This window comes from Ruegeria conchae (genome assembly GCF_000192475.1).
Taxonomy (GTDB): domain Bacteria; phylum Pseudomonadota; class Alphaproteobacteria; order Rhodobacterales; family Rhodobacteraceae; genus Ruegeria; species Ruegeria conchae.
This window is the reverse complement of record NZ_AEYW01000013.1, coordinates 500207-521509: the sequence shown is the minus strand read 5'-3', so window position 1 is coordinate 521509 and position 21303 is coordinate 500207. Positions and strand designations below refer to the sequence as shown.

Genomic DNA, 21303 nt, shown 5'->3' with positions numbered 1-21303 from the left:
GGTTCTCCGTCCCTAATGCGCGCCTTCGTAGGCTTCTTCACCTTCGCCAAGGCTGTCCTTGTCGAGGTATTTTCCTTCACTTTCCGGCCCTTCCACGTATTCCAGATACGAACGATACAGGAACGCAATCGCGTGCAGGAACACCATGGCGGCAAAGGCCACCAGCAGGATTTTGAACAGGAAGTAGGCATTGAACCCATTGGGGCTGAACCCGATGGTTTCCACGTTCCAGCGTAGCGCGCGGGACTTGGCCACAAGCCTGTCCAGCGTGTCGCTGGCCGAGGGTTTTGGCACAATCAGGTGCCGCCACATGAAATACCAGCCATACATCCAAGTCAGCACGGCCATGGGCATCATGAACAGGACCGCTCCGCACATATCAACGACGCGCTTGGCCTTGTGGCTGATCCCGGCATAGATCAGGTCAACGCGTACATGACCGCCCTGCACAAACGTGTAGGTGCAGCAAAGGCAGACAACCATGGCGTTATAAAGTTTAAGTTCTTCGGCAAACCAACTGATATCCATCTGAAAAGGGATACCCAGACCAAAGGACATATCTGGCCGCGTGAACACCCGCTGCATGAATACGATAACGATCTGCTGAATCACCATCAGAAGACCTGCCCATGCAAAGAACCGACCAGTGGTGTTGGCGAAGCCCTCAAGCCCGCGCACCATTCCCCACATGAAGTTCCGGTAGTAGAGGCCAATAGCCGTCAGCACCAGAAACAGCGCAAAGATCACGAAGAAGAACTCGACAGACCCGCCATAATAAACAAAGCGCATGATTGCTTCTTTGTTCGACCAGTCCAGCCAGAGCTGCGGATGCGTGATGGCGTATCCGAAATTATAGAAGGCTTCGGCAATGTTCTGAATGAACCATATCAGTCCATTCCACAGGGCGCCGAAGAACGAGATACCGTTTTCGTCCTGCATGTTGTCCCCAGGTCGTATCGGTTGCACGTTTGATTATTGCGGCATGTCCGAACCGCTTATGTGCAACGGGAAAGGTTCCCCCGCGAACGCGGGGAAACCGTTTGATCGATATATAGACTATTAGCCGCGAACGCGGTTGCGCTGAGCGGTGTAAACACCCGACGACAAGTCCAGCCAACCCGCCGACGATGTCGAGGACGCAACTGCACTGTCGTGGATTTTCTTGAACAGCTCGTCGCCCATGTTCTCGTCCAGAACTTCCTGGCTGGCTGCGCCAAACGCATCCCAAACGCTGTCCGGGAATTCCATGACCTTAACACCGCCCGACTGCAGACGCTGCAGTGCGGCACCGTTGTTGGCCAGGAATTGCGACAGATTCCACTGATGGCATTCGCCGGCCGCGATTTCGATGATCTTTTGTTGTGCTGCCGTCAGGCTATCAAACACCTCGCGGTTGGTTGCAAGCGACAGACCTGCATTCGGCTCATGGAAACCAGCAGTGTAGTAGACTTTGGTGATTTCCTGGAAACCAGCCTTTTCATCGGCCCATGGACCAATCCACTCGGTTCCGTCAATCGCGCCGGATGACAGCGCCTGATACACTTCCGAGCCCGGAATGTTCTGGACGGATGCACCCAGTTTACCCAGCGCTTTGCCGCCAAGACCCGGCATACGGAACTTCAGGCCATTGAAGTCTTCGGGGCTGTTGATCTCTTTCGAGTACCAGCCACCTGCCTGCGCGCCAGTGTTACCAGCCAGGAAGGATTTCAGGCCGAAGATTTCGCCCAGCTCATCGTGCAGCTCCATGCCGCCATCCTGGTAGTACCAGTTGACCATTTCCTGCGCTGTCATTCCGAAGGGAACAGCTGTGAAGAAGGCATAGCCCGGATGCTGACCCACAAAGTAGTAGTCTGCCGCGTGGTACATATCGGCCTGACCAGACGACACCGCATCAAACACTTCAAACGCGCCAACCAATTCACCGGCTGCTTTGATTTCAACGTTCAGGTTACCATCCGACATCGTGGTGATGCTGTCAGCACAACGCTGCGCGCTGTCGAACACGCCTGCAAGGCCACGGCCCCACGAGGTGACCATAGTCAGCGTGCGCTTGCCCTGCGCATAGGCGGGCGCTGCCAGCGTGGTGGCTGCAGCAGCCGAGCCGCCCAGTGCCGATGTTTTTAGAAACTTACGACGATCCATATGAGTGATCCTCCCCTTCATATTCATTCCCCGGGTGATGCCGGGTCGATCGTTTCCAGTGCGCGTTAGCCTAGTTCCGCACACATGAATGTGAATACCTACTACTACGTAGCCAGTCAGATTTTTTTGGATTTGAGGGCGCAATTCGGGCTGATTTCGCGTGCCCAGCGCTAAATCGCGTTGCCTGAGGTCACTGATCAACCAATCTTTTTGCAATTTCGCTGCGGCTTGCGTATCGATTCGATCATGAGAGGTTTCCGGAATCTCATCTCGCTGACCTACGCGCAGAAATTGTCGCTGGTCGCTGCCATCCCATTGATCGCGGCGGTGGCTGCGATCGCCTTGGTGGTCGCATATGAATCCCGCGCAACCGCTGAAAGCGAGATCCAAGCGCTTGAACGCCGCCTGATCGAAGCCAAGAAGGACGAACTGCGCAACTACGTCACACAGGCGCGCAACGGGTTTGCCTATATCTACGGCCGCGCCTCGCCCGATGACGAGGTGGCGAAGAACCTGGTCACGCAAATCCTTTCGGCGATGATCTACGGCAAAGACGGGTTCTTCTTCGTCTACGATTATGACGGCAACAATCTGGTCAGCCCGCGCCAGACCGAGTTTATCAACCGCAACTGGGTTGGCCTAACGGATAGTGATGGCACGCCCATTGTGGATGAGTTCATAAGCCTCGCCCGCCAAGGCGCAGGATGGCACAGCTTTATGTGGCAAAAGCCTTCAACCGGGGAAGAGGCGCAGATGATCGCCTATGTCGTCGGCCTTCAGGATTGGCGTTGGGTGGTGGGCACAGGCGTTTTCATCGACGATATCGTCGCCACAGTCGCCAACGCACGGGCCGAGGTCGAGGCGCGCGTGCAGCGCACATTCCTCTATATCGGGGGTATCGTTCTTGCAGCCGTACTGATCGTCTTTGCATCCGGAATGTTGCTGAATTTTCGCGAACGCAGGTTGGCTGACGCCAAACTGAAGGAACTGACCCAGCGCGTGCTTGATACCCAAGAGGAAGAGCGCGGGCGTGTCGCCCGTGAATTGCACGATGGCATCAGCCAAATACTGGTCGGCGTCCGTTATGCGCTGGACAATGCCCGTCGACGGTTGGGCCGCGGAGACGACGCAGCCGCGCAAGCTCCGCTGCAAACAGGTATCGATAATCTGGCCACCGCCATCACCGAGGTCCGCCGTATTAGCCGCGATCTGCGCCCCGGCGTTCTGGACGATCTGGGTCTTGGGCCTGCCCTAAAAGCACTAACAGACGACTTCAGCGAACGCACCGGGATCGAGACCGAGTTTTCGACAGTCGTATTCCGTAACCGGCTGGATCAGGACAGCAAGATCGCCCTTTATAGGATTGCACAGGAAGCCCTGACCAATATCGAGCGCCACTCAGGCGCGACCCGTGTTACCATAGATCTGCGGGGTCATAAGAAAGGCGCCACGATGCGGATCACCGACAATGGCCGCGGATTGCGTAGCGAACCCGGTCAAGTCAGCGCCGGGATCGGATTGCGCAACATGCAAGAGCGGATTGAGCAGCTTGACGGCAGCCTGCGTATCCTCTCCTCTCGCGGCGGACAAAGCGGCACTGTGATTGAAGTCAGCCTGCCACTCAGCCATATGCTCCCACCGCAGGAAGATCCAACGCCAAAACGAAAGGCCGGTCTCTGATGTCCGACACGACCACCCGTGTACTTATAGTCGACGATCATCCCATGGTCGCCGAAGGCATTCAGTCACTACTGGAAAGCTTTGATGAAATAGACGTGGTTGGCACGCTCTCAAACGGGCAAGAGGCGGTTGATCAGGCGACCCAGCTCGAACCAGACGTGATCCTGATGGATCTCAACATGCCCGGTCTCAGCGGGCTCAACGCCACTGAGATTATCTTGGAACGCCTGCCTGAAACCCGCATTCTGATCCTATCAATGCACGACAGTCCCGAATATATCTCGACGGCGCTCAGTCACGGAGCCAAGGGCTATATCCTCAAGGACGTTCCGACCGAAGAAATCAAGCAAGCTATCGACGCGGTGATGCGTGGCGAGCGCTATCTCTGCACCGGCGCCAGAGGTTCTTTGGAACCGAAAGAAGGTGACACGCGTGAAGCGCTAACCGGGCGCGAACAGACCATCTTGCTGGAACTCGCGCAGGGCAAATCCAACAAAGAAGTCGCACAGTCTCTGGATATTTCTGTCCGCACGGTCGAAACCCACCGTAAGAATATCAAACGTAAACTGGGGATCTCTTCGACTGCCGGTTTGACCCGCTATGCGCTGGAACACGGCGTTCTGCAGGGCACCAGCCCCGGGCTCTGACCGCAGCGCGATACGCGCTGCCCGGCCCAACCGGAAAAGGCGCGCCGAATGGCGCGTTGATTACGGGCGGGAGCCATGCCCGGTTACCTGGGGCGAATGTCCTGACCAAAGAAGATCAGCGTTCCATCTTCGTCGATCACATGAAATTCGCGCTGCTGATAGGGCTGATCGAAAGGCGGGCGCACGCGGCCTTCTGGCAAATCGGCCAACTGCCCTTTCATCTCTTCATAAAGCTCATCAATTCCGTCGACATCAATATAGAAGGATTGGTTATCACCCAATGGTTTACCATCCGATCGCGGCGGGCATTCCAATAAACGAATGGCAACTTGATCCAACCTTAGAAACGCATAGTTCTCCTGCCTGAAATTGCAGGTAAATCCCAGCTTCTTGCAATAAAACTCAATCTGCGTGTCCAAAGACGAACAAAGAACAAATGGTGTGAGTTGCAGTATTTGCGACATTAATGGTTTCTCCGCAGATAATATGGTGGCCAGTCTAGCCTCTCGCTTAACTCAATCCAGCAATTCGTCATCCCGAAGCCCGGCACGCGCGTAATGTTGGGGCAAAACCCGACCATAAAGTTGCCGTGTACGCTCAACCCCGCCGCACATCCCTTCGGTTTCTACAAATGAAAAAATTCCGACATAGCGTTTGCGGTCGCCCTCGACCGGAGCAACCCGGTGCAAGGCATAACGCCCTTTGAAAATCTGCAGGTCTCCTGGTTGCAGTTCCAGTTGGTGCACACCCCTCCTGCTGCCATCCAAAATCGCAGCGACGCCATTAAAATTTTCGTCCTCACTGGTCCGCAGGTTGGCTGCATATTCGAACGCACCGCCTGCTTCACCATTCTGAATTGCCAGCGTCACAGTGTAATTATTGGTGTCGAAATGCCACGGAAAGCCGCCTCCCTTCTCGACCACATTGATGATCGCGTCCGCCAACGGATCGTCATATCTAAAGAACCGATCCTCTGGCTCGTTCAGCGCCTCGCGGATGAAGGGCATGAAACCTTCATACTCGTAAATACGTCGCAAAGGGCTTGAGGCTGCAAAGTTATCCGCTGGCACAAAGGCATTGGACCGGTCGAAAAACCGTCGGATCGGATGCCCGATACCAAAGCTCGGGTCGTCCTGAGTGAAATAGGCATTCGTGCGATTGAATGACCGATGCGCCTTGGGAGCGACCTCGTCGGCCTCGGCAATCAGTTTTTCCAATCCCTCTTCATGCACAAAGGACGGCAGGACTGCACATCCATCAACATCCAGATCCCGACGCAGGTCCGCAATCAACTGCCTATATCCATAGGAGTCAGGCCGATCGATCGGATATCGCCCTAAATCTACAAGATCGTGCAACATGTCTGACCTCCCGATGTAGTGCTGTTTTCATCAGCCTGCCTCAGCATCGGGGGTTGCTCTGGTCTGTTTCAGACATGGACCTGACGCAATCAGACCAGCCTCACGCTACGTCATGCACTCAAAATTTCACCCAAATTTCACGGATGTTTCTCGATCTGCGTCATTTTGCGCAATAAAGTAACAAAAAATATAAACACTGACTTACAATATTTTTGTATTTGCCTGTTGACGCCCCTTCCCCTCAAACATAATGTCCCTGCACGCAAAGAAGGAGCCTCTGGCGATGAAAGCGCTAGTCGTAATCGTAGGAAACACGCGCATGGGCCGGTAACGGTAAACCATAATCGAACCCATGCGCCTCCGAAAATCTCGGGGGCTTTTTTTTGGCAACACGCAAGACACATGTCGCGAACGGAGCAAAGCAGATGACACGTGAGATGACCGGCGCAAAGATGGTAGTTCAGGCCCTCAAGGATCAGGGCGTGGACACAGTTTTCGGATACCCCGGTGGCGCCGTCCTACCGATCTATGATGAGATTTTTCTGCAAAACGACATTCGCCACATTCTGGTACGGCATGAGCAGGGTGCGGTACATGCCGCTGAAGGCTATGCCCGCTCAACCGGCAAGCCCGGCGTTGCCTTGGTTACATCCGGTCCCGGTGCGACAAATGCGGTGACCGGCCTGACCGATGCGTTGCTGGATTCGATTCCGATCGTTGTTCTGACCGGTCAGGTTCCGACCTTCATGATTGGCTCTGATGCCTTTCAGGAAGCGGACACCGTAGGCATCACCCGCCCCTGCACCAAGCACAACTGGTTGGTGAAGGATACGGACTCGCTGGCGGCAACAATGCATGAAGCCTTCCACGTGGCAACCGCGGGTCGTCCCGGCCCGGTGCTGGTCGACATTCCGAAGGACGTTCAGTTTGCCTCGGGTGAATACACGACGCCAAAACCGTCAACCTCCCACTATCAGCCAGTATTGAAGGGCGATCTGGAAGAAATCACCGAACTGGTCGCGGCAATCGAGACCGCGAAGAAACCGGTCTTCTATACTGGCGGCGGAGTCATCAATTCGGGCCCTGCAGCCAGCCAGCTGTTGCGCGAGCTTGTGGACGCAACCGGCTTCCCGATCACTTCGACCCTGATGGGGCTTGGGGCTTATCCGGCCTCGGGTGAAAACTGGATCGGTATGCTGGGGATGCATGGGCTCTACGAGGCCAACATGGCGATGCATGATTGCGATCTGATGATCAATATCGGCGCGCGCTTTGACGACCGTATCACCGGCCGTATCGATGCGTTCTCGCCGAACTCGATCAAGGCCCATGTGGATATCGACCCATCCTCAATCAACAAGGTGATCCGGGTGGACATCCCAATCGTTGGCGATGTTGCCCATGTGCTTGAGGATATTCTGAAAGTCTGGAAGGCACGCGGTCGCAAAACAGATGCTGCCAATATCAAACAGTGGCAGGACCAGATCAACAAGTGGCGCAAAGTTAACTGCCTTGCCTTCACCAACAGCGAGAAAACCATCAAGCCGCAATACGCGCTGCAACGGCTTGAAGAGCTGACAAAGAACCACGATCGATACGTCACGACTGAGGTTGGACAACACCAGATGTGGGCGGCTCAGTATCTCGGCTTTGAAGATCCAAACCGCTGGATGACATCGGGTGGTTTGGGCACAATGGGCTATGGTTTCCCCGCCTCGATCGGTGTGCAGATGGCGCATCCCGATGCGCTGGTTATCAACGTGGCAGGTGAAGCGTCGTGGTTGATGAACATGCAGGAAATGGGCACCGCAGCACAGTACCGCTTGCCGGTGAAGCAGTTTATCCTGAACAATGAACGCCTTGGCATGGTGCGCCAGTGGCAAGAGCTGCTGCATGGCGAACGCTATTCGCACAGCTGGTCCGAAGCACTGCCTGATTTCGTCAAACTCGCCGAGGCCTTTGGTGCCAAGGGTATCCTGTGTTCCGACCCAGCAGATCTGGACGACGCGATCATGGAGATGATCGACTATGACGGCCCTGTGATCTTTGACTGCGTGGTCGAAAAGCACGAAAACTGCTTCCCGATGATCCCATCAGGCAAAGCCCATAACGAAATGCTGCTGGGCGAGGCCGAAACGCAGGGCGTAATCGATAGCAAAGGCTCGGTACTGGTTTAACAAAATTCGACGAATTTTGTCGGGCGCTTCGGTGCCCGGCCATCGAAAGATGATGAAAGGGACGTAAATGTCTGCCCTACAAATCAAAAAAGGCGCAACTCGCCATTCTGCTTACAACCTACGCCCAACTTTCTCGGACGTGCAGGAACAGCATACAATTGCTGTTCTGGTTGAAAACGAACCGGGCGTTCTGGCGCGGGTGATCGGACTGTTCTCGGGCCGCGGCTATAACATCGAAAGCCTCACGGTCGCCGAGGTGGATCATACAGGCCACCTGAGCCGGATCACGATTGTCACCACCGGCACCCCGCAGGTCATCGAACAGATAAAGGCGCAGCTCGGGCGCATCGTCTCAGTTCGCGATGTCCATGATCTGACCGTGGAAGGCGCCTCGGTCGAGCGCGAACTGGCGATTATCAAGGTTGTCGGCGAAGGAGACAAACGGGTCGAGGCGTTGCGTCTGGCCGATATTTTCCGCGCCAATGTGGTCGATAGCACGCTGAATTCATTCATTTTTGAAATCACCGGCGCGCCAGACAAGATCGATGCGTTTGCTGACCTGATGCGCCCTCTAGGGCTAATCGAAATCGCCCGGACCGGTGTTGCTGCCCTGCTGCGTGGTGACTGACATTTTGGCGCCATCCTCGGCTGTGCTTGCCCAGCCGAGGACCCGGCAACGCGATAAGCTTAAACAATAATCCGAAACTAGCCTGTATTCCGCGCAATTCACGAACAATAACATGTAAAAGATCATGCAAATAAACTGAATCACTATTGATTTTGCATGACGTAACGTTAGCCTGACCCGCGTAGCGGGGCCTCATCCGGCGCCCCCATTTGTCGTTTTACGATTTCTGACTGACGTGCAGCCACTGTGTTGACGTCTTCTTGTTATTTCGAATCTCAAGCAGAACCGTGGAATTGACGTGACCGACAACAATCGCAGCCCTGCTAAATTACGTAGAATGTTTGGCGCGAACCTTCGGCAGCTTGCACAAAGATACCCATCGGTGTCTGAGCTATGCCGTCAGCTGGGAATCAATCGAACGCAGTTCAACCGATATCTGGCCGGTGAGAGCTTTCCGCGCCCGGATATCTTGGACAGGATTTGTCAGTTTTTTGATGTCGATGCGCGTATCCTTCTAAAACCATTGGATGAAATCGAGCCCCACGCCACGCATCCGGCGGTAAATGTCATCGATCGTTACCTCTCGGCTAACGTCGATACGACGTTTGCGACCGGCTTTTACCAAGCCATTGAGCGTGACCAGACAGCCGCGAGCCAGCCCCATCACCGACTGTACCATGTGCGTGAGATCTTCAATTGCACCCTGCTACGTGGTTATGACCCCTGTTCCTCAGTATCCGAGAGACCCGCCACGCGTGAGGTTCGGGGTATCGTGTCTTATGCAGATGGAAAGATTTGCGCGTTGATTTCACGAAAGGGCGCACAAGATCGTCGAATGATGGTTCTGACTGAAACAAGCGAAGAGAACGGCACCCGATTGTTGGGCTATGTCTATCGGCTGGCAGAAGGATCCGAGCTAGGCCAGAGCACCCAACGGGTTGAGCTACGGCACTTGGGACATGACCTGTCGGCTGCGTTGAGATTGGCGCGCAAAGCAAAACGCTCAGCGCACCCGCGCTAGGGCACTCTGACCTGAGATTGCGCGTTCAGGCACTCTCAGGTTCAGCAGTTTCTGATGTTCCACCATCCGAGATCAAACGATAGAGATGCCAGCTTGCGTGTCCAAGCAACGGCAGAACCAGAAACAGACCCAAGAACCAGGGCACCATCGCGAGAAATGTGACAATCGCGATGAATCCACCCCACCCCAGCATCACTTTCATGTTCGCCTTGACGTAACCAAAGCTTGAGATCATCGCTGTCACGAAATCTAATTCGCGATCCAGCAACATTGGTATCGATAGTACCGTGATCATGTACAAAATGATCGCAAACACGGCACCGACCAATGTGCCCAAGGCTAACATGCCCAAACCATTGGGGGTCAGAAAGACTTCAAACGAAGTCGAGATGTTGGTCATCGTGGACAGACCCATGAACAGGGCAAAGATCATGTGACCCAGAAAGAACCAGAACAGAAAAATCACCACTATGATCGCGCAAATCGACGGCAGTTGCCTGCGGCTTTGCTGAACGACGACGCCGAATATCGCAGCAGGGTTCAACGGTTCGCCCTGCTCCAATCGGTGCGACACCTCGTACAGTCCTACGGCGGCGAACGGCCCGATCAAAGGAAATCCGATTGCGGCCAGAACCAGCCAGAATGATGTACCGGTCTTTAGTGTAACCCAGGCCATGAGCCACCCGGCCAAGACGTAAAAACCAGCAAAAAGAAGCCCGTATAGCGGCGCGCTGCGAAAATCTTGCCAGGCGCGACGCAGCGCTTGTTTCAGCATCGCAGTATCGACCGGTTTCAACGTCGGCACACCAAAGGGTTTATTCATTCCTGTTTGCTCCTCCCAGGCATTTCTTTCTACATGGCGGGGCGTTTCTGTGGCCAGTGCGTTTCTGCGTGATAAGCGGCGCCCATCGACAAGATTTTCGCATCCGATCCACGTGGGCCAAATAGTTGCAGCCCCATCGGCAACCCATTGGCCCCAAACCCGGCTGGAGCTCCCAAACAGGGTAGACCCAGCAGGCTGACTGGCGTCACAACCTGCATCCAGCGATGGTAGGTATCCATCCCCTGCTCTTCGATTTTGGTTGGGTATGGTGTTTCGATCTCGAATGGCCAGACCTGCGCAGCTGGCAATACCAGAGCGTCATAATCAGCAAATATCTCTGCCGCGCGTCTGTGCCAGTCTGATCGAATAACACTGGCGCGGTGCACACCCATGGCGCTGAAAGACAGCCCACGCTCCAACTCCCATTGCGCTGTATCTTTGAGTACGGCTTTATCCCGAGCCAGAGGCTCAAGCCCAGTTGCCACGCTCCACGAGCGCAAAGTGATCCAGCTGTCCCAGATCAGGTCCGCATCAAAGGGTGGTTCAAGCGTCTCAACCCGCGCGCCGTTTCCTTCGAAAACCCGCAACGCATCTCTGCAAAGCTCAAGTATGCCCGGCTCATGTGGAAACGCCCCGCCCCAGTCACCCAGCCAGCCGATACGCATTCCAGTCAGATCGGCGGTCTGAACGGGGGACACCGCTACGACCTCGGTGCTCAGGGGCATTCTTGGGTCTGGACCAGACATCACGTCGAGCAAAAGCCCGATATCTTCGGGGCTGCGCGCCATCGGTCCCAATGTTGAAAGCTGGTGCAGATAGCTGTCGCCAGCTGGTTCGGAAGGAACTCGCCCCCAAGTAGGCCTGAATCCATAGACGTTGTTCCAAGCCGCAGGGTTGCGCAAGCTGCCCATCATGTCGGACCCGTCGGCCAGCGACAGCATGCCCGTCGCCAACGCCACAGCCGCGCCACCCGACGAGCCGCCACAAGATTTTGCCGTATCGTACGGGTTGCGGGTTGCGCCATAGACGGGGTTGAACGTGTGCGAGCCAAGTCCGAATTCCGGCGTATTGGTCTTACCGATCAGGATCGCTCCGGCTGCGCGCAACCGGGCGGCCAACAGATCGTCAGTTTGTGGGACATGATCCTTGAACAATGGCGAACCCTGGGTCGAGGCGATCCCCGCCACATGCACCAGGTCTTTCACCGCGATCGGTAGCCCGTGCAGCGACCCACGCGTGAGGGCCGCATCCGCCGCCCGCGCCTCTTCCATCAAAGCGCCTTCCTCTCGGAGCGCGACAATCGCGTTCAACGGGCCATTCACCTCAGCGATCCGGTCCAGTGTCGCGCGCATCAACTCAACTGCTGAAAGCTGACGGTTGGACAAGCTATCGAGAATGTCCTTTGCAGAGGCTCTGTTCAGATCCATGTGGGTTGGCCCTTTGCCTGTTCCCGATCAGCCTAACGACGTGGTCGGACCATTTAAAGCCACTGTTTAGATGTATCTTTTTTGGATGTGAGCAAAGGTTATGCTCACTTGATCCTGACGTCGATCCGGACATTGCTATCGCGGCCAAGCATGTTCCTCAGGCCAAAGATGATCATGACTAGGCTGAATATCAGCCACAGCCCACCCCACATCATTGTCGTTCCACCGAACTCGTCGGCCAGCATGTACGCGTCTGAACGCAAGCCCGAGCGCCGGATGGTGTCATCGAAGATATCAAAGGGCACGTAGATCATGCTGGTCAATCCAATGACTCGCAAAATCAGATCGCACAGACTACGGCTCAGGAGCCAGGCGATCGCCACCATCACCACGCCGCTGCCCGCACAGAACGCCATGGCAAACGGGTCACGGATATACAGCAGAGTGACCACCAGCATGACGCCACCAAAGAGACCAAGCGCCATCCGATCGGCATTCGTGCGTAAGGCGATCATCAGCAGCCCCATCCCAAGCATCAATGAGCCCAGATACCCGGCTGAAAGGCTGATAAACCGGTTGCCGCCTCGGCCGACCACCAGACCACCCTGTTGCGGTGAGACCGAGAAGCTTTCGACCGATCCTCCGGTCAGAACGATAGCAAGGGCGTGCGAAAGCTCATGCAGAAAAACAACCAGGATTTTCAATGGAAGCGCTAGCATCGTGCTCCAGAACACAAACACCAACGCAACAACGATGATCAATTGCCAGTGGCCTTTGATCAGGTTTGCAGCAGAGGTCAGGTGCTTTCGCAACTAGCCTTCGCCTTGCGCCTCGGACCGGCTTTTGCCCGAGACATTCAGCGCCAGCGTCGCTGCCATAAACTCATCAAGATCGCCGTCCAGTACGCCCTTGGTATCCGAGGTTTCATGGTTGGTTCGCAGATCTTTAACCATCTGATAGGGCTGCAGCACGTAGGACCGGATTTGGTTGCCCCAACCCGCATCGCCCTTGGCCTCATGCGCTGCGTTAATGTCAGCATTCCGGCGATCCAGCTCTTGCTGATACAGCCGCGATTTCAGTGCCTTCATGGCGATATCGCGGTTCTGATGCTGCGATTTCTCGGAACTCGTCACGACAATCCCAGTCGGGATGTGCGTGATACGAACCGCCGAGTCTGTGGTGTTTACGTGCTGACCACCCGCGCCCGAGGACCGGTATGTATCGATGCGGATGTCCGAAGGATTGACCTCGATCTCGATATTGTCGTCCACCACCGGATAAACCCAGACCGAACTGAACGAGGTATGACGCTTTGCCGCTGAGTCGAAAGGCGAAATGCGCACCAGCCGGTGCACACCGCTTTCCGATTTCAACCAACCATAGGCGTTGTGGCCGGTGATCTTGTAAGCGGCAGATTTGATGCCCGCCTCTTCCCCCGCCGTCTCGGATTGTAGCTCGACCGTATAACCCTTTTTCTCGGCCCAACGCACGTACATCCGCGCCAGCATCGAAGCCCAGTCACAGCTTTCCGTACCTCCGGCGCCGGAGTTGATCTCAAGAAACGTATCATTACCGTCGGCTTCACCATCCAGCAGCGCCTCAAGCTCTTTCTTGGCGGCTTTGGTCTGCAGGCTTTTGATGGCGTTCTCAGCGTCGGTGACAACCTCTTCGTCCTCTTCCATCTCGCCCAATTCGATCAGTTCGATATTGTCGCTGAGATCGGTTTTGATGGATTCGTAGGTCTCGATTGCGTCGACCAGCATCTGACGCTCGCGCATCAGTTTTTGCGCGTTTTCAGGATTGTCCCACAGGTTCGGATCCTCGACACGCGCGTTGAATTCCTCCAACCGGTGCGGTGCGGTTTCATAGTCCATGCGCTGCGCCAGCAGCTCCAGCGACTTTTCGATTTCCGCCACAATATTCTGGGTTTCGGCGCGCATGGTCAGGTCCCAACTTGCTCAATCAGGGTTGCGTGATAGCAAGAGGTGCAGGCCACCACAAGACGACTAAATCGAGAAGTTGGGCAGTCAGTAAAGCCCGCCACCCTGCAGTTCACCCTGGCTGGCATTCGGGCCAACCGTGATCGTATCGCCCGTCGAGGTGGTCACCTGACGGCCCGAGCTGGCCTCTTCAAACAACGGCAGGTCCGAGCCCATCGCGAAGCCTCCATCATAGATGCGGTCGATGAAGCCGTCGACGCCATCACGGAAATACTCGGCCACCACGTATTCTCCGCTGGCATCTTCAGGTAGGCGCGCGCCGCTGAACCGGTCGATCTTGATGAAGTGGCCGCCCGGAGGCACTTCGAAGGGGCCACCGCCGTATTTCTCGACTGCCTTTTCCATAAAGCTTTGGAATACAGGGCCACACAGGGTGCCGCCATAGGCCCCCCGGCCCATCGGGCGCGGGCGGTCATAACCGATGTAGCAACCAGCCACGATGTTTGAAGTGAAGCCGATAAACCACGCATCCTTGGATTCGTTCGTTGTGCCGGTCTTGCCCGCCGTGGGCACGGGCAAGTTCACGACACGCGACGCGGTGCCGCGATCCACCACGCCTTTCATCATTGAAGTCAGCTGATAGGCGGTGATGGCATCCATGACCTGACTGCGATCGGTAAGGATCGTGGGCGATTCATCGGGCTCAAGCCAGCTGGAGTTACAGTCCACACACTGGCGATCATCATGGCGATAGATGGTCTTGCCGAACCGGTCCTGAATACGGTCAACCAGAGTCGGCTCAACCCTCTCGCCGCCATTGGCGAACATCGCATAGGCAGCAACCATTTTATAAAGCGTGGTTTCCTCGGACCCCAGTGAGTTCGCAAGGAATGCGCCCATACGGTCATAAACGCCAAACCGTTCGGCATACCCTGCAACAACGGGCATGGTGACCTCTTGCGCCAAGCGGATGGTCATCAGGTTCCGCGACATCTCGATCCCGGTGCGCAACGGCGTCGGACCATAGAACTTGTTCGTCGAGTTCTTGGGGCGCCAAAGGCCCTGCGGCGTATTCACCTCGATCGGCGCATCCACAACGATGGTAGCAGGGCTGTAACCGCTATCCAGTGCCGCTGCATAAACGAAAGGTTTGAAGCTCGACCCGGGTTGGCGCTGCGCTTGCGTGGCGCGGTTGAACACCGTGTCCTGATAGGAAAACCCGCCCTGCATCGCCAGCACACGGCCCGAGTTCACATCCATCGCGACAAAGCCGCCTTGTACTTCGGGCACCTGACGGGCGGACCATTGGCCCTCTTCCCCTGCCATAACTAGAATGACATCGCCGCGTTTGAAATTGTCTTGGAAATTGCCCTGCATCCACTTGATGTCTTCGCGGGGGACGGTGCCATCTGCTGGGCCATCTTCGATCCCGACGGTCAGGGATTGGTCGGCCACGTTCAGAACGACGGCCGGATACCATTGCGTCGGCAGCACCACGTCGCGGGGGATTTCCATGATCGCCAGCGCCTCGCGCCACTGAGCTTCATCTGCCAGCTTCTCTTCCGGGATCACCTCACCCGTACCACGCCATTTCCCGCGCGAGAGGTCGTATTTCTGCAGCGCCGTGCGCAGGGCTTTCGCCGCTTCGACCTGCATTTCTTCATCAACTGACGCCCGGACGGTGAAACCGCCAGTGAAGAACTCACCTTCACCAAAATCCTCGCTCAACTGGCGACGGATTTCATCGGTGAAGTAATCACGGGGCGGCAGCGCGGTGCGGAAGCTTTCGAAATCGCCGTTCTGGACCGAGCGCAGAGGCATCTCGACTTCGGTTTCATAGGTCGCCTGATCGATGTAGCCATTCTGCTGCATTTCGCGCAGCACATAGTTGCGGCGGTTGAGCAGACGTTCTTTCTGACGGACCGGATGATAGTCGGAAGGTGCTTTCGGCATGGCGGCCAGCATTGCGGCCTCGTGTGGTGCCAGCTCTTGCAGGGTCTTGTTGAAATAGGTCTGCGCGGCGGCTGTCACGCCATAAGAGTTCTGGCCCAGAAATATCTCGTTCATATAGAGTTCGAGGATCCGTTCTTTGTCGAGCGTATCCTCAAGCCGGGTGGCGAGGATGATTTCCTTGATCTTGCGTTCGGCCCGTCGGTCACCAGACAGCAGGAAGTTCTTCATCACCTGCTGCGTAATCGTAGACGCACCACGTACGGTTTCACCTTTGGTGCGCACGGCCTCGACTCCGGCGGCGATAATTCCGCGCGGATCATATCCTTGGTGGGTATAGAAATTCTTGTCTTCCGCCGAGATAAACGCCTGTTTCACCAGATCGGGGATTTCCTCGGACGGCGTGAACAGGCGGCGCTCCTGTGCAAATTCGTCGATCAACTGACCTTCGCCCGAGTAAATCCGGCTGATGGTCGGTGGCTTGTATTGCGCCAGTGATTCATGACTGGGCAGGTCGCGCCCATACATCCAGAACACCGCGCCAACGACCAGCGCGGCCATAAAAATACCCAAGGTCACGAGGCTGAAAATCGCCCCGAAAAACGAAAGAATGAACCGGATCACGTTACTGCCTTTTACTCGCGGTGACGCCTATATAGTGTCGCCCCCTCGCAGGGTCAAAACACGAAAGGCTACAATGGCTGTTTTGCGCCGCTACGTTATTGACCAATCAGCGATCGTTTCACTAAATCGACCTGACGCCAGTTCTCAAGCCCCTGCACTAGCCCGCGCGCCATCGAGGCCCGCCAGTCCGGATCAGAGATGTTCTTGAAATCACGCGGGCTGGACAAGAAACCCAGCTCGACCAGAACCGATGGAATATCCGCGGCCTTCAACACCGAGAATGACGCAGACCGCAGGGGTCTGCGATTCATCGGCCCACCCTGTTGTGCCATACCATCGACCAATGAACGTGCCAGCGCTTTGCTGCGCGGTTTGGTCTCTTGCCGGGCCAAATCCAGCAGCACATCAGCGACCTGATCGTCCGCACCGCTCAGATCGATACCCGCAATCAGATCGCCTCGGTCATGCCGTTCAGCCAGCTTCTGGCTGGCAACATCCGAAGCCTCTTCTGACAGCGTGTAGACGACAGCCCCATGCGCCAACCCTTCGGAAAGCGAATCCGCATGCAGCGAGATGAATAAGTCCGCCCCGGCCCTGTGCGCCAAAGCAATGCGCCGCTCTAGCGAGACAAACTGATCGTCGACGCGTGTCATCACCACTTCGTATCCGCCTGTACGCAGCAGCGCCTCGCGTAGTTCGCGTGCGAAGGTCAGCATCAGCGTTTTCTCATTGGTATCAGCGACTTCGGCACCCGGATCGATGCCCCCATGGCCGGGGTCCAACATGACAAGCAACACATGTTGATCAACGCGCCCGGGCATCGCCGGTGTCACCGCGGGTTCCGGAAGGTCCCACCCTGGCTGGCGCGGAGCACCCGCGCTGGCCGCGAAACTGTCAAAGTCAGTCCCTTTCAGATGCAACGACAAATGTGCAGCACCCGTCACTTGATCAATCCGCAGATCGGCGGTTTCTACAGCCAAAGGAGCACCAAGCTCCAGCACTAGGCGCGACCAGCCGGGCACATAGGCTCCGTACTGAACACCACTGATACGGTCAGTTTGAAGGAAGGTCCCGCGGTCCAAACCAGACCAATCGACCTCCTGGAAATCCAGCACCATCCGGTAGGGATCACGCAATGTGAACACGCGGTATGGCACACCCTGGCTGAGGCCAAGGTCCAGCCGCACCCCGGTATTGCCCTCATCGACGATGCGGCTCTGCTCCGGAAGGGCGCGTGCAAGTGCGCTGAAGTCCTGCGCGATAGCAGCACCAGTCAGCGCCCAGATCAGGGCGATTGCGTAGAAAATCCTGCTCATGGCCTCAAGTTATCCCGAGATCGTTTGACGAAGAGACTATCGTATAACCCCGCCTTTGTGAACGCTTTAGGCCGTTTGCGGGATCGCGCCTCGCTCGGCCATAAATCGCTGCAGCCGATCCAGCCCATCCTGAATGTCTTCGGTCGACCGCGCATAGGAAAAACGCAACGTCGTGTGCCCGCGCACCGGATCGAAATCCAGCCCCGGTGTCACTGCAACCCCGGCCTTGTCCAGAATCTCGGCCGCAAAGGCACGGCTATCCTGCGTCAAATCCGAGACATCCGCATAGACATAAAACGCCCCATCCGGTGGTGCGATGTTGGTAAACCCGGCCTTGGGCAACCCATCCAGCATCAACAGACGATTACGGCGGTAAACATCCAGATTGGCCTGCAGCTCCTCTTCGCAATCCATCGCAGCCAATGCCGCCACCTGGCTCGCATGGGGGGCACAGATGAACATGTTTTGGGCAATCCGCTCGACCACGCGCACCTGATCTTCGGGCACAACCATCCAGCCAACACGCCAGCCGGTCATCGAGAAATACTTGGAGAACGAGTTGATCACATAGCACTCATCCGTCAGCTCCAACGCAGTGAAGGCTTTGGCTTCGTATTCCAGCCCGTGATAAATCTCGTCACTGATGAACGACGCGCCCTGCCCCTGCGCGGCTTCGATCAGTGCCTGCATCGCGGCATGGTCCAACATCGTTCCTGTGGGGTTCGCAGGTGAAGCAACCATCAAACCCTGCAGATCGAGCCCCGCGAAATCAGCGGGCACTGGTTGCAGCCGGTTTTCAGGCGCAGTCGGCAGATCAACCGGAACCAACCCCAGCGCCTTGAGGATTTGCCGATAAGACGGATACCCCGGTGCCCCGATCCCTACCCGATCACCGCTGTCGAAAAGCGCCGTGAAGGTCAGCAGGAACCCGCCGGACGACCCCGGTGTGATCACCACCCGTTCGGGGTTAAGATCAACATTATACCACTCGCCATACAACCGCGCGATCCGCTGCCTGAGCGCGGGCAAACCCAAAGCCACCGTATACCCCAGCGGCCCTTGCTCCATGGCCTTGGCCAAAGCTTCGGTCGCCCCTTTAGGTGCCCCGGTTCCCGGTTGACCAACCTCCATATGAATGACATGACGCCCGGCCTCTTCTGCCTTGCGTGCGGCCTCCATCACATCCATCACGATGAAGGGATCGACCCCGGAACGGGTTGAGTTTCTCATGGCCATCTCCCATGTTGCAGCCATGGCTTTTGAACGCTTATCCCGGCTGGCGTCAATCCCGGCCGTGTTGCTGATCGCAGTGACGTGGTTGGTCAGTGTCGTTCAGACCAACGCGCAAAGTCTGATCCGCGATCCCGATATAGAACACGGCCTACGAGAACTGGCCTTTCCGATCTTGCGCGCGGCTGGCCTGAACACCAACCGGGTTAGGGTGCTGGTGGTAAATGACAGCGTATTCAATGCTTTTGTAATAGACTACAACACCATCTACCTGAATTACGGTCTGATCCTGACCGTCGAAACCCCCGAGATGTTGCAGGCGGTGATCGCGCATGAGGCCGCCCATATCGCCAACGGTCACCTTGCACGCCGTGCGGAAAACCTGCGGGCGGCACAGCGCAACGCGCAGCTTGGCACGCTGCTGGCGCTTGCGGCCGCAGCATCGGGCGGCGGAGAGGCTGCGGCAGGCATTGCTGTGGGCACTCAGGCTTCGGCATTGCGCAGTTTCTTGGGGCATACACGCGCCGAAGAGGCCTCTGCCGATCGCAGCGCTGCCAGTTATCTGCGTTGGGCTGGGATCTCACCGCGCGGGATGGTTGATTTGCACCGCAAGTTTGCCGGGCAGGAACTGCTGAGCGAAATCAGGCAGGACCCGTATATGCGCTCGCACCCAACCAGCCGAGAGCGCCTTCGCGCGGCTGAGACGTTTCTGGATCAATATGGTGACAAAGCTAAAAAGAACCCAAACGCAGATTACTGGTTTGCCCGCGTAAAAGGAAAACTGTCAGCCTTCTTGCGATCCCCGACCTGGACTCTACGCCGTGCAGCCGAGGAAACCGACCGCGACATCCGTCTGATGCGTGAAGCATCGGCCTACCACCAGAACCGAGACCTGTCCCGCGCCCGCGCCGCGATTGACGGAGCGTTGGCAATCCGCCCCGATGATCCGTTTTTCTATGAACTGAAAGGCCAGATTCTGCTGGAGAACAGACGCCTGAGCGAGGCTGTTGCAGCCTATGGTGCCGCAGTCGATATGGCACCGAACAATTCTCTGATTCTGGCGGGATACGGGCGCGCTCTGCTGGTGGATGGCCAAACCAAGAAAGCCCTGCAAGTTCTTGAAAAAGCAAGGGCAAGAGATTACCGAAACGCCCGATTGATGCGTGATCTTGGCTTAGCCTATTCGCAGGTGGGCAACAATGGAATGGCGTCTGCTGTGACCGCAGAGCGGTATGCGCTGCAGGGTCGTCTTGCTGATGCTGGCATCCATGCTAAACGCGCGGTCGCGCAACTCCCCGAAGGCTCTCCGGGTTGGCAAAGGGCGCAGGATGTGCTGATTGCCTCGGAGCGCCTGAAAAAGAACAAAAGAAGGAAACGGAAATGATCCTGAGACATGCTGCACCGGCCCTATTGGGTCTTTCCCTGATCACCAGCCCCGCGCAGGCGCTCGACCTGAACGCCATGAGCGACGCAGAGAGAGCCGAGTTTGGCGCGCAGGTGCGCGAATATCTGCTGGCAAATCCGGAAGTGATCATCGAGGCGATCAACATCCTTGAAGAGCGCAACGCCGCAGCCGAGGCGAATGCCGACAAAGAACTCGTCGCTGCCAATGCGGAAGACCTGTTCAACGATGGGTATAGCTGGGTGGGCGGCAACCCAGACGGCGACATAACTCTGGTCGAGTTCATGGACTATCGCTGCGGCTATTGCCGGCGCGCCATGCCCGAAGTGGCGACCCTGCTGGCCCAGGACGGCAATATCCGTCTGGTTATTAAGGAATTGCCAATTTTGGGCGATGCCTCGGTCGTATCATCCCGCTTTGCCATCGCGACCAAACAGGTGGCGGGAGATGAAGCATACAAACAGGTTCATGATGCCCTGCTGGCCTTTAGCGGTGAGCCGTCCGAAGTCACACTGCGCCGCATCTCTGACGGGCTGGGACTGGACAGCGACGCGATCATCGCGGCGATGGACAGTGAAGAAGTCACCGAGGAGATCGCCAAAACCCGCGCGCTGGCACAAAAACTACGAATCTCTGGAACGCCTTCATTTGTTCTGGGCACTGAAATGCTGCGCGGTTACCTACCCGCAGATCAGATGCTGCAGATTGCGAACGGAGTTCGTGCAGAACAAGGTTAAGAGCAGGGGTTGGAATGCTCGCCCGACGTTCACTTTACCGATGGGTTCAACTCACCTTTGGCCCAACAGCCATCTTCATTGGATATTGAGCCTTTTGTGAGACTTCTCTTCAAACCTATCAATTGAATTGAAGCGATTGAGTGGGCTTTCCTGAGCATGCATTGGACCACCTTGGAACTAGGGAACCAGCAAAATTTT

General features: G+C 56.4%; 18 protein-coding genes. 7 read left to right on the top strand and 11 right to left on the bottom strand.

Going from position 1 to position 21303, the window contains the following annotated elements:
• Window positions 1-12 precede the first annotated feature (12 nt).
• Together G7G_RS0114540 and G7G_RS0114535 are read right to left on the bottom strand one after the other, a co-directional pair.
• Complete coding sequence (locus G7G_RS0114540; protein WP_010442164.1) at window positions 13-939, bottom strand: TRAP transporter small permease subunit; 927 nt, start codon at window positions 937-939, stop codon at window positions 13-15.
• A 120-nt stretch (window positions 940-1059) separates the two neighbouring features.
• On the bottom strand, window positions 1060-2142 hold the full coding sequence (locus tag G7G_RS0114535; RefSeq protein ID WP_010442163.1) for a TRAP transporter substrate-binding protein: 1083 nt from the start codon (window positions 2140-2142) through the stop codon (window positions 1060-1062).
• 246 nt (window positions 2143-2388) lie between these two features.
• Between G7G_RS0114535 and G7G_RS0114530 the strand changes: the two genes are divergently transcribed.
• Both G7G_RS0114530 and G7G_RS0114525 read left to right on the top strand, forming a co-directional pair.
• A complete protein-coding gene (locus G7G_RS0114530) occupies window positions 2389-3822 on the top strand; it encodes a cache domain-containing protein (protein ID WP_029622026.1) in 1434 nt (477 codons plus the stop codon).
• Window positions 3822-4469, top strand: coding sequence for a response regulator transcription factor (locus G7G_RS0114525; RefSeq protein ID WP_010442161.1), 648 nt, complete (start codon window positions 3822-3824; stop codon window positions 4467-4469). Before G7G_RS0114530 ends, G7G_RS0114525 begins: the two co-directional genes overlap by 1 nt.
• Before the next feature lie 83 nt (window positions 4470-4552).
• Here the strand turns inward: G7G_RS0114525 and G7G_RS0114520 are convergent, their stop codons facing one another.
• Together G7G_RS0114520 and G7G_RS0114515 are read right to left on the bottom strand one after the other, a co-directional pair.
• A complete protein-coding gene (locus G7G_RS0114520) occupies window positions 4553-4933 on the bottom strand; it encodes a bleomycin resistance protein (protein ID WP_010442160.1) in 381 nt (126 codons plus the stop codon).
• A 51-nt stretch (window positions 4934-4984) separates the two neighbouring features.
• Complete coding sequence (locus G7G_RS0114515; RefSeq protein ID WP_010442159.1) at window positions 4985-5830, bottom strand: HalD/BesD family halogenase; 846 nt, start codon at window positions 5828-5830, stop codon at window positions 4985-4987.
• Between the two features lie 425 nt (window positions 5831-6255).
• On the opposite strand from G7G_RS0114515, the gene G7G_RS0114505 reads away from it, so the two are divergent.
• From G7G_RS0114505 to G7G_RS0114495, 3 genes are all read left to right on the top strand, one after another.
• Window positions 6256-8007, top strand: coding sequence for an acetolactate synthase 3 large subunit (locus G7G_RS0114505; RefSeq protein WP_029622025.1), 1752 nt, complete (start codon window positions 6256-6258; stop codon window positions 8005-8007).
• 67 nt (window positions 8008-8074) lie between these two features.
• Window positions 8075-8635: an acetolactate synthase small subunit gene (gene ilvN / locus G7G_RS0114500; RefSeq protein ID WP_010442156.1), complete on the top strand. Its 561-nt coding sequence runs from the start codon at window positions 8075-8077 to the stop codon at window positions 8633-8635.
• A 382-nt stretch (window positions 8636-9017) separates the two neighbouring features.
• Window positions 9018-9656, top strand: a complete 639-nt coding sequence (locus G7G_RS0114495) for a helix-turn-helix domain-containing protein (protein ID WP_158005273.1) — start codon at window positions 9018-9020, stop codon at window positions 9654-9656.
• Window positions 9657-9681: 25 nt separating this feature from the next.
• On the opposite strand, the gene G7G_RS0114490 is transcribed toward G7G_RS0114495, so the two are convergent.
• The 7 genes from G7G_RS0114490 to G7G_RS0114460 all read right to left on the bottom strand — a co-directional run bounded on the left by G7G_RS0114490 (window position 9682) and on the right by G7G_RS0114460 (window position 18966).
• Window positions 9682-10479: a DUF2189 domain-containing protein gene (locus G7G_RS0114490; protein WP_010442154.1), complete on the bottom strand. Its 798-nt coding sequence runs from the start codon at window positions 10477-10479 to the stop codon at window positions 9682-9684.
• A gap of 29 nt (window positions 10480-10508) precedes the next feature.
• Window positions 10509-11906: an amidase gene (locus tag G7G_RS0114485; protein ID WP_010442153.1), complete on the bottom strand. Its 1398-nt coding sequence runs from the start codon at window positions 11904-11906 to the stop codon at window positions 10509-10511.
• 104 nt (window positions 11907-12010) lie between these two features.
• The gene (locus tag G7G_RS0114480) at window positions 12011-12718 is read right to left on the bottom strand and encodes a M50 family metallopeptidase (protein WP_010442152.1); all 708 of its coding nucleotides are present in this window, start codon (window positions 12716-12718) and stop codon (window positions 12011-12013) included.
• Complete coding sequence (gene prfB / locus G7G_RS0114475; protein ID WP_010442151.1) at window positions 12719-13846, bottom strand: peptide chain release factor 2; 1128 nt, start codon at window positions 13844-13846, stop codon at window positions 12719-12721.
• Window positions 13847-13933: 87 nt separating this feature from the next.
• Window positions 13934-16420: a penicillin-binding protein 1A gene (locus tag G7G_RS0114470; protein WP_010442150.1), complete on the bottom strand. Its 2487-nt coding sequence runs from the start codon at window positions 16418-16420 to the stop codon at window positions 13934-13936.
• Between the two features lie 95 nt (window positions 16421-16515).
• Entirely contained in the window at window positions 16516-17736 is a 1221-nt protein-coding gene (locus G7G_RS0114465; RefSeq protein ID WP_010442149.1) for an N-acetylmuramoyl-L-alanine amidase, read from the bottom strand.
• A 66-nt stretch (window positions 17737-17802) separates the two neighbouring features.
• Entirely contained in the window at window positions 17803-18966 is a 1164-nt protein-coding gene (locus G7G_RS0114460) for a pyridoxal phosphate-dependent aminotransferase (RefSeq protein ID WP_010442148.1), read from the bottom strand.
• On the opposite strand from G7G_RS0114460, the gene G7G_RS0114455 reads away from it, so the two are divergent.
• Window positions 18965-20350, top strand: a complete 1386-nt coding sequence (locus G7G_RS0114455) for a M48 family metalloprotease (protein WP_010442147.1) — start codon at window positions 18965-18967, stop codon at window positions 20348-20350. The genes G7G_RS0114460 and G7G_RS0114455 overlap by 2 nt on opposite strands.
• The gene (locus tag G7G_RS0114450) at window positions 20347-21105 is read left to right on the top strand and encodes a DsbA family protein (protein WP_010442146.1); all 759 of its coding nucleotides are present in this window, start codon (window positions 20347-20349) and stop codon (window positions 21103-21105) included. Before G7G_RS0114455 ends, G7G_RS0114450 begins: the two co-directional genes overlap by 4 nt.
• Window positions 21106-21303: the final 198 nt, after the last annotated feature.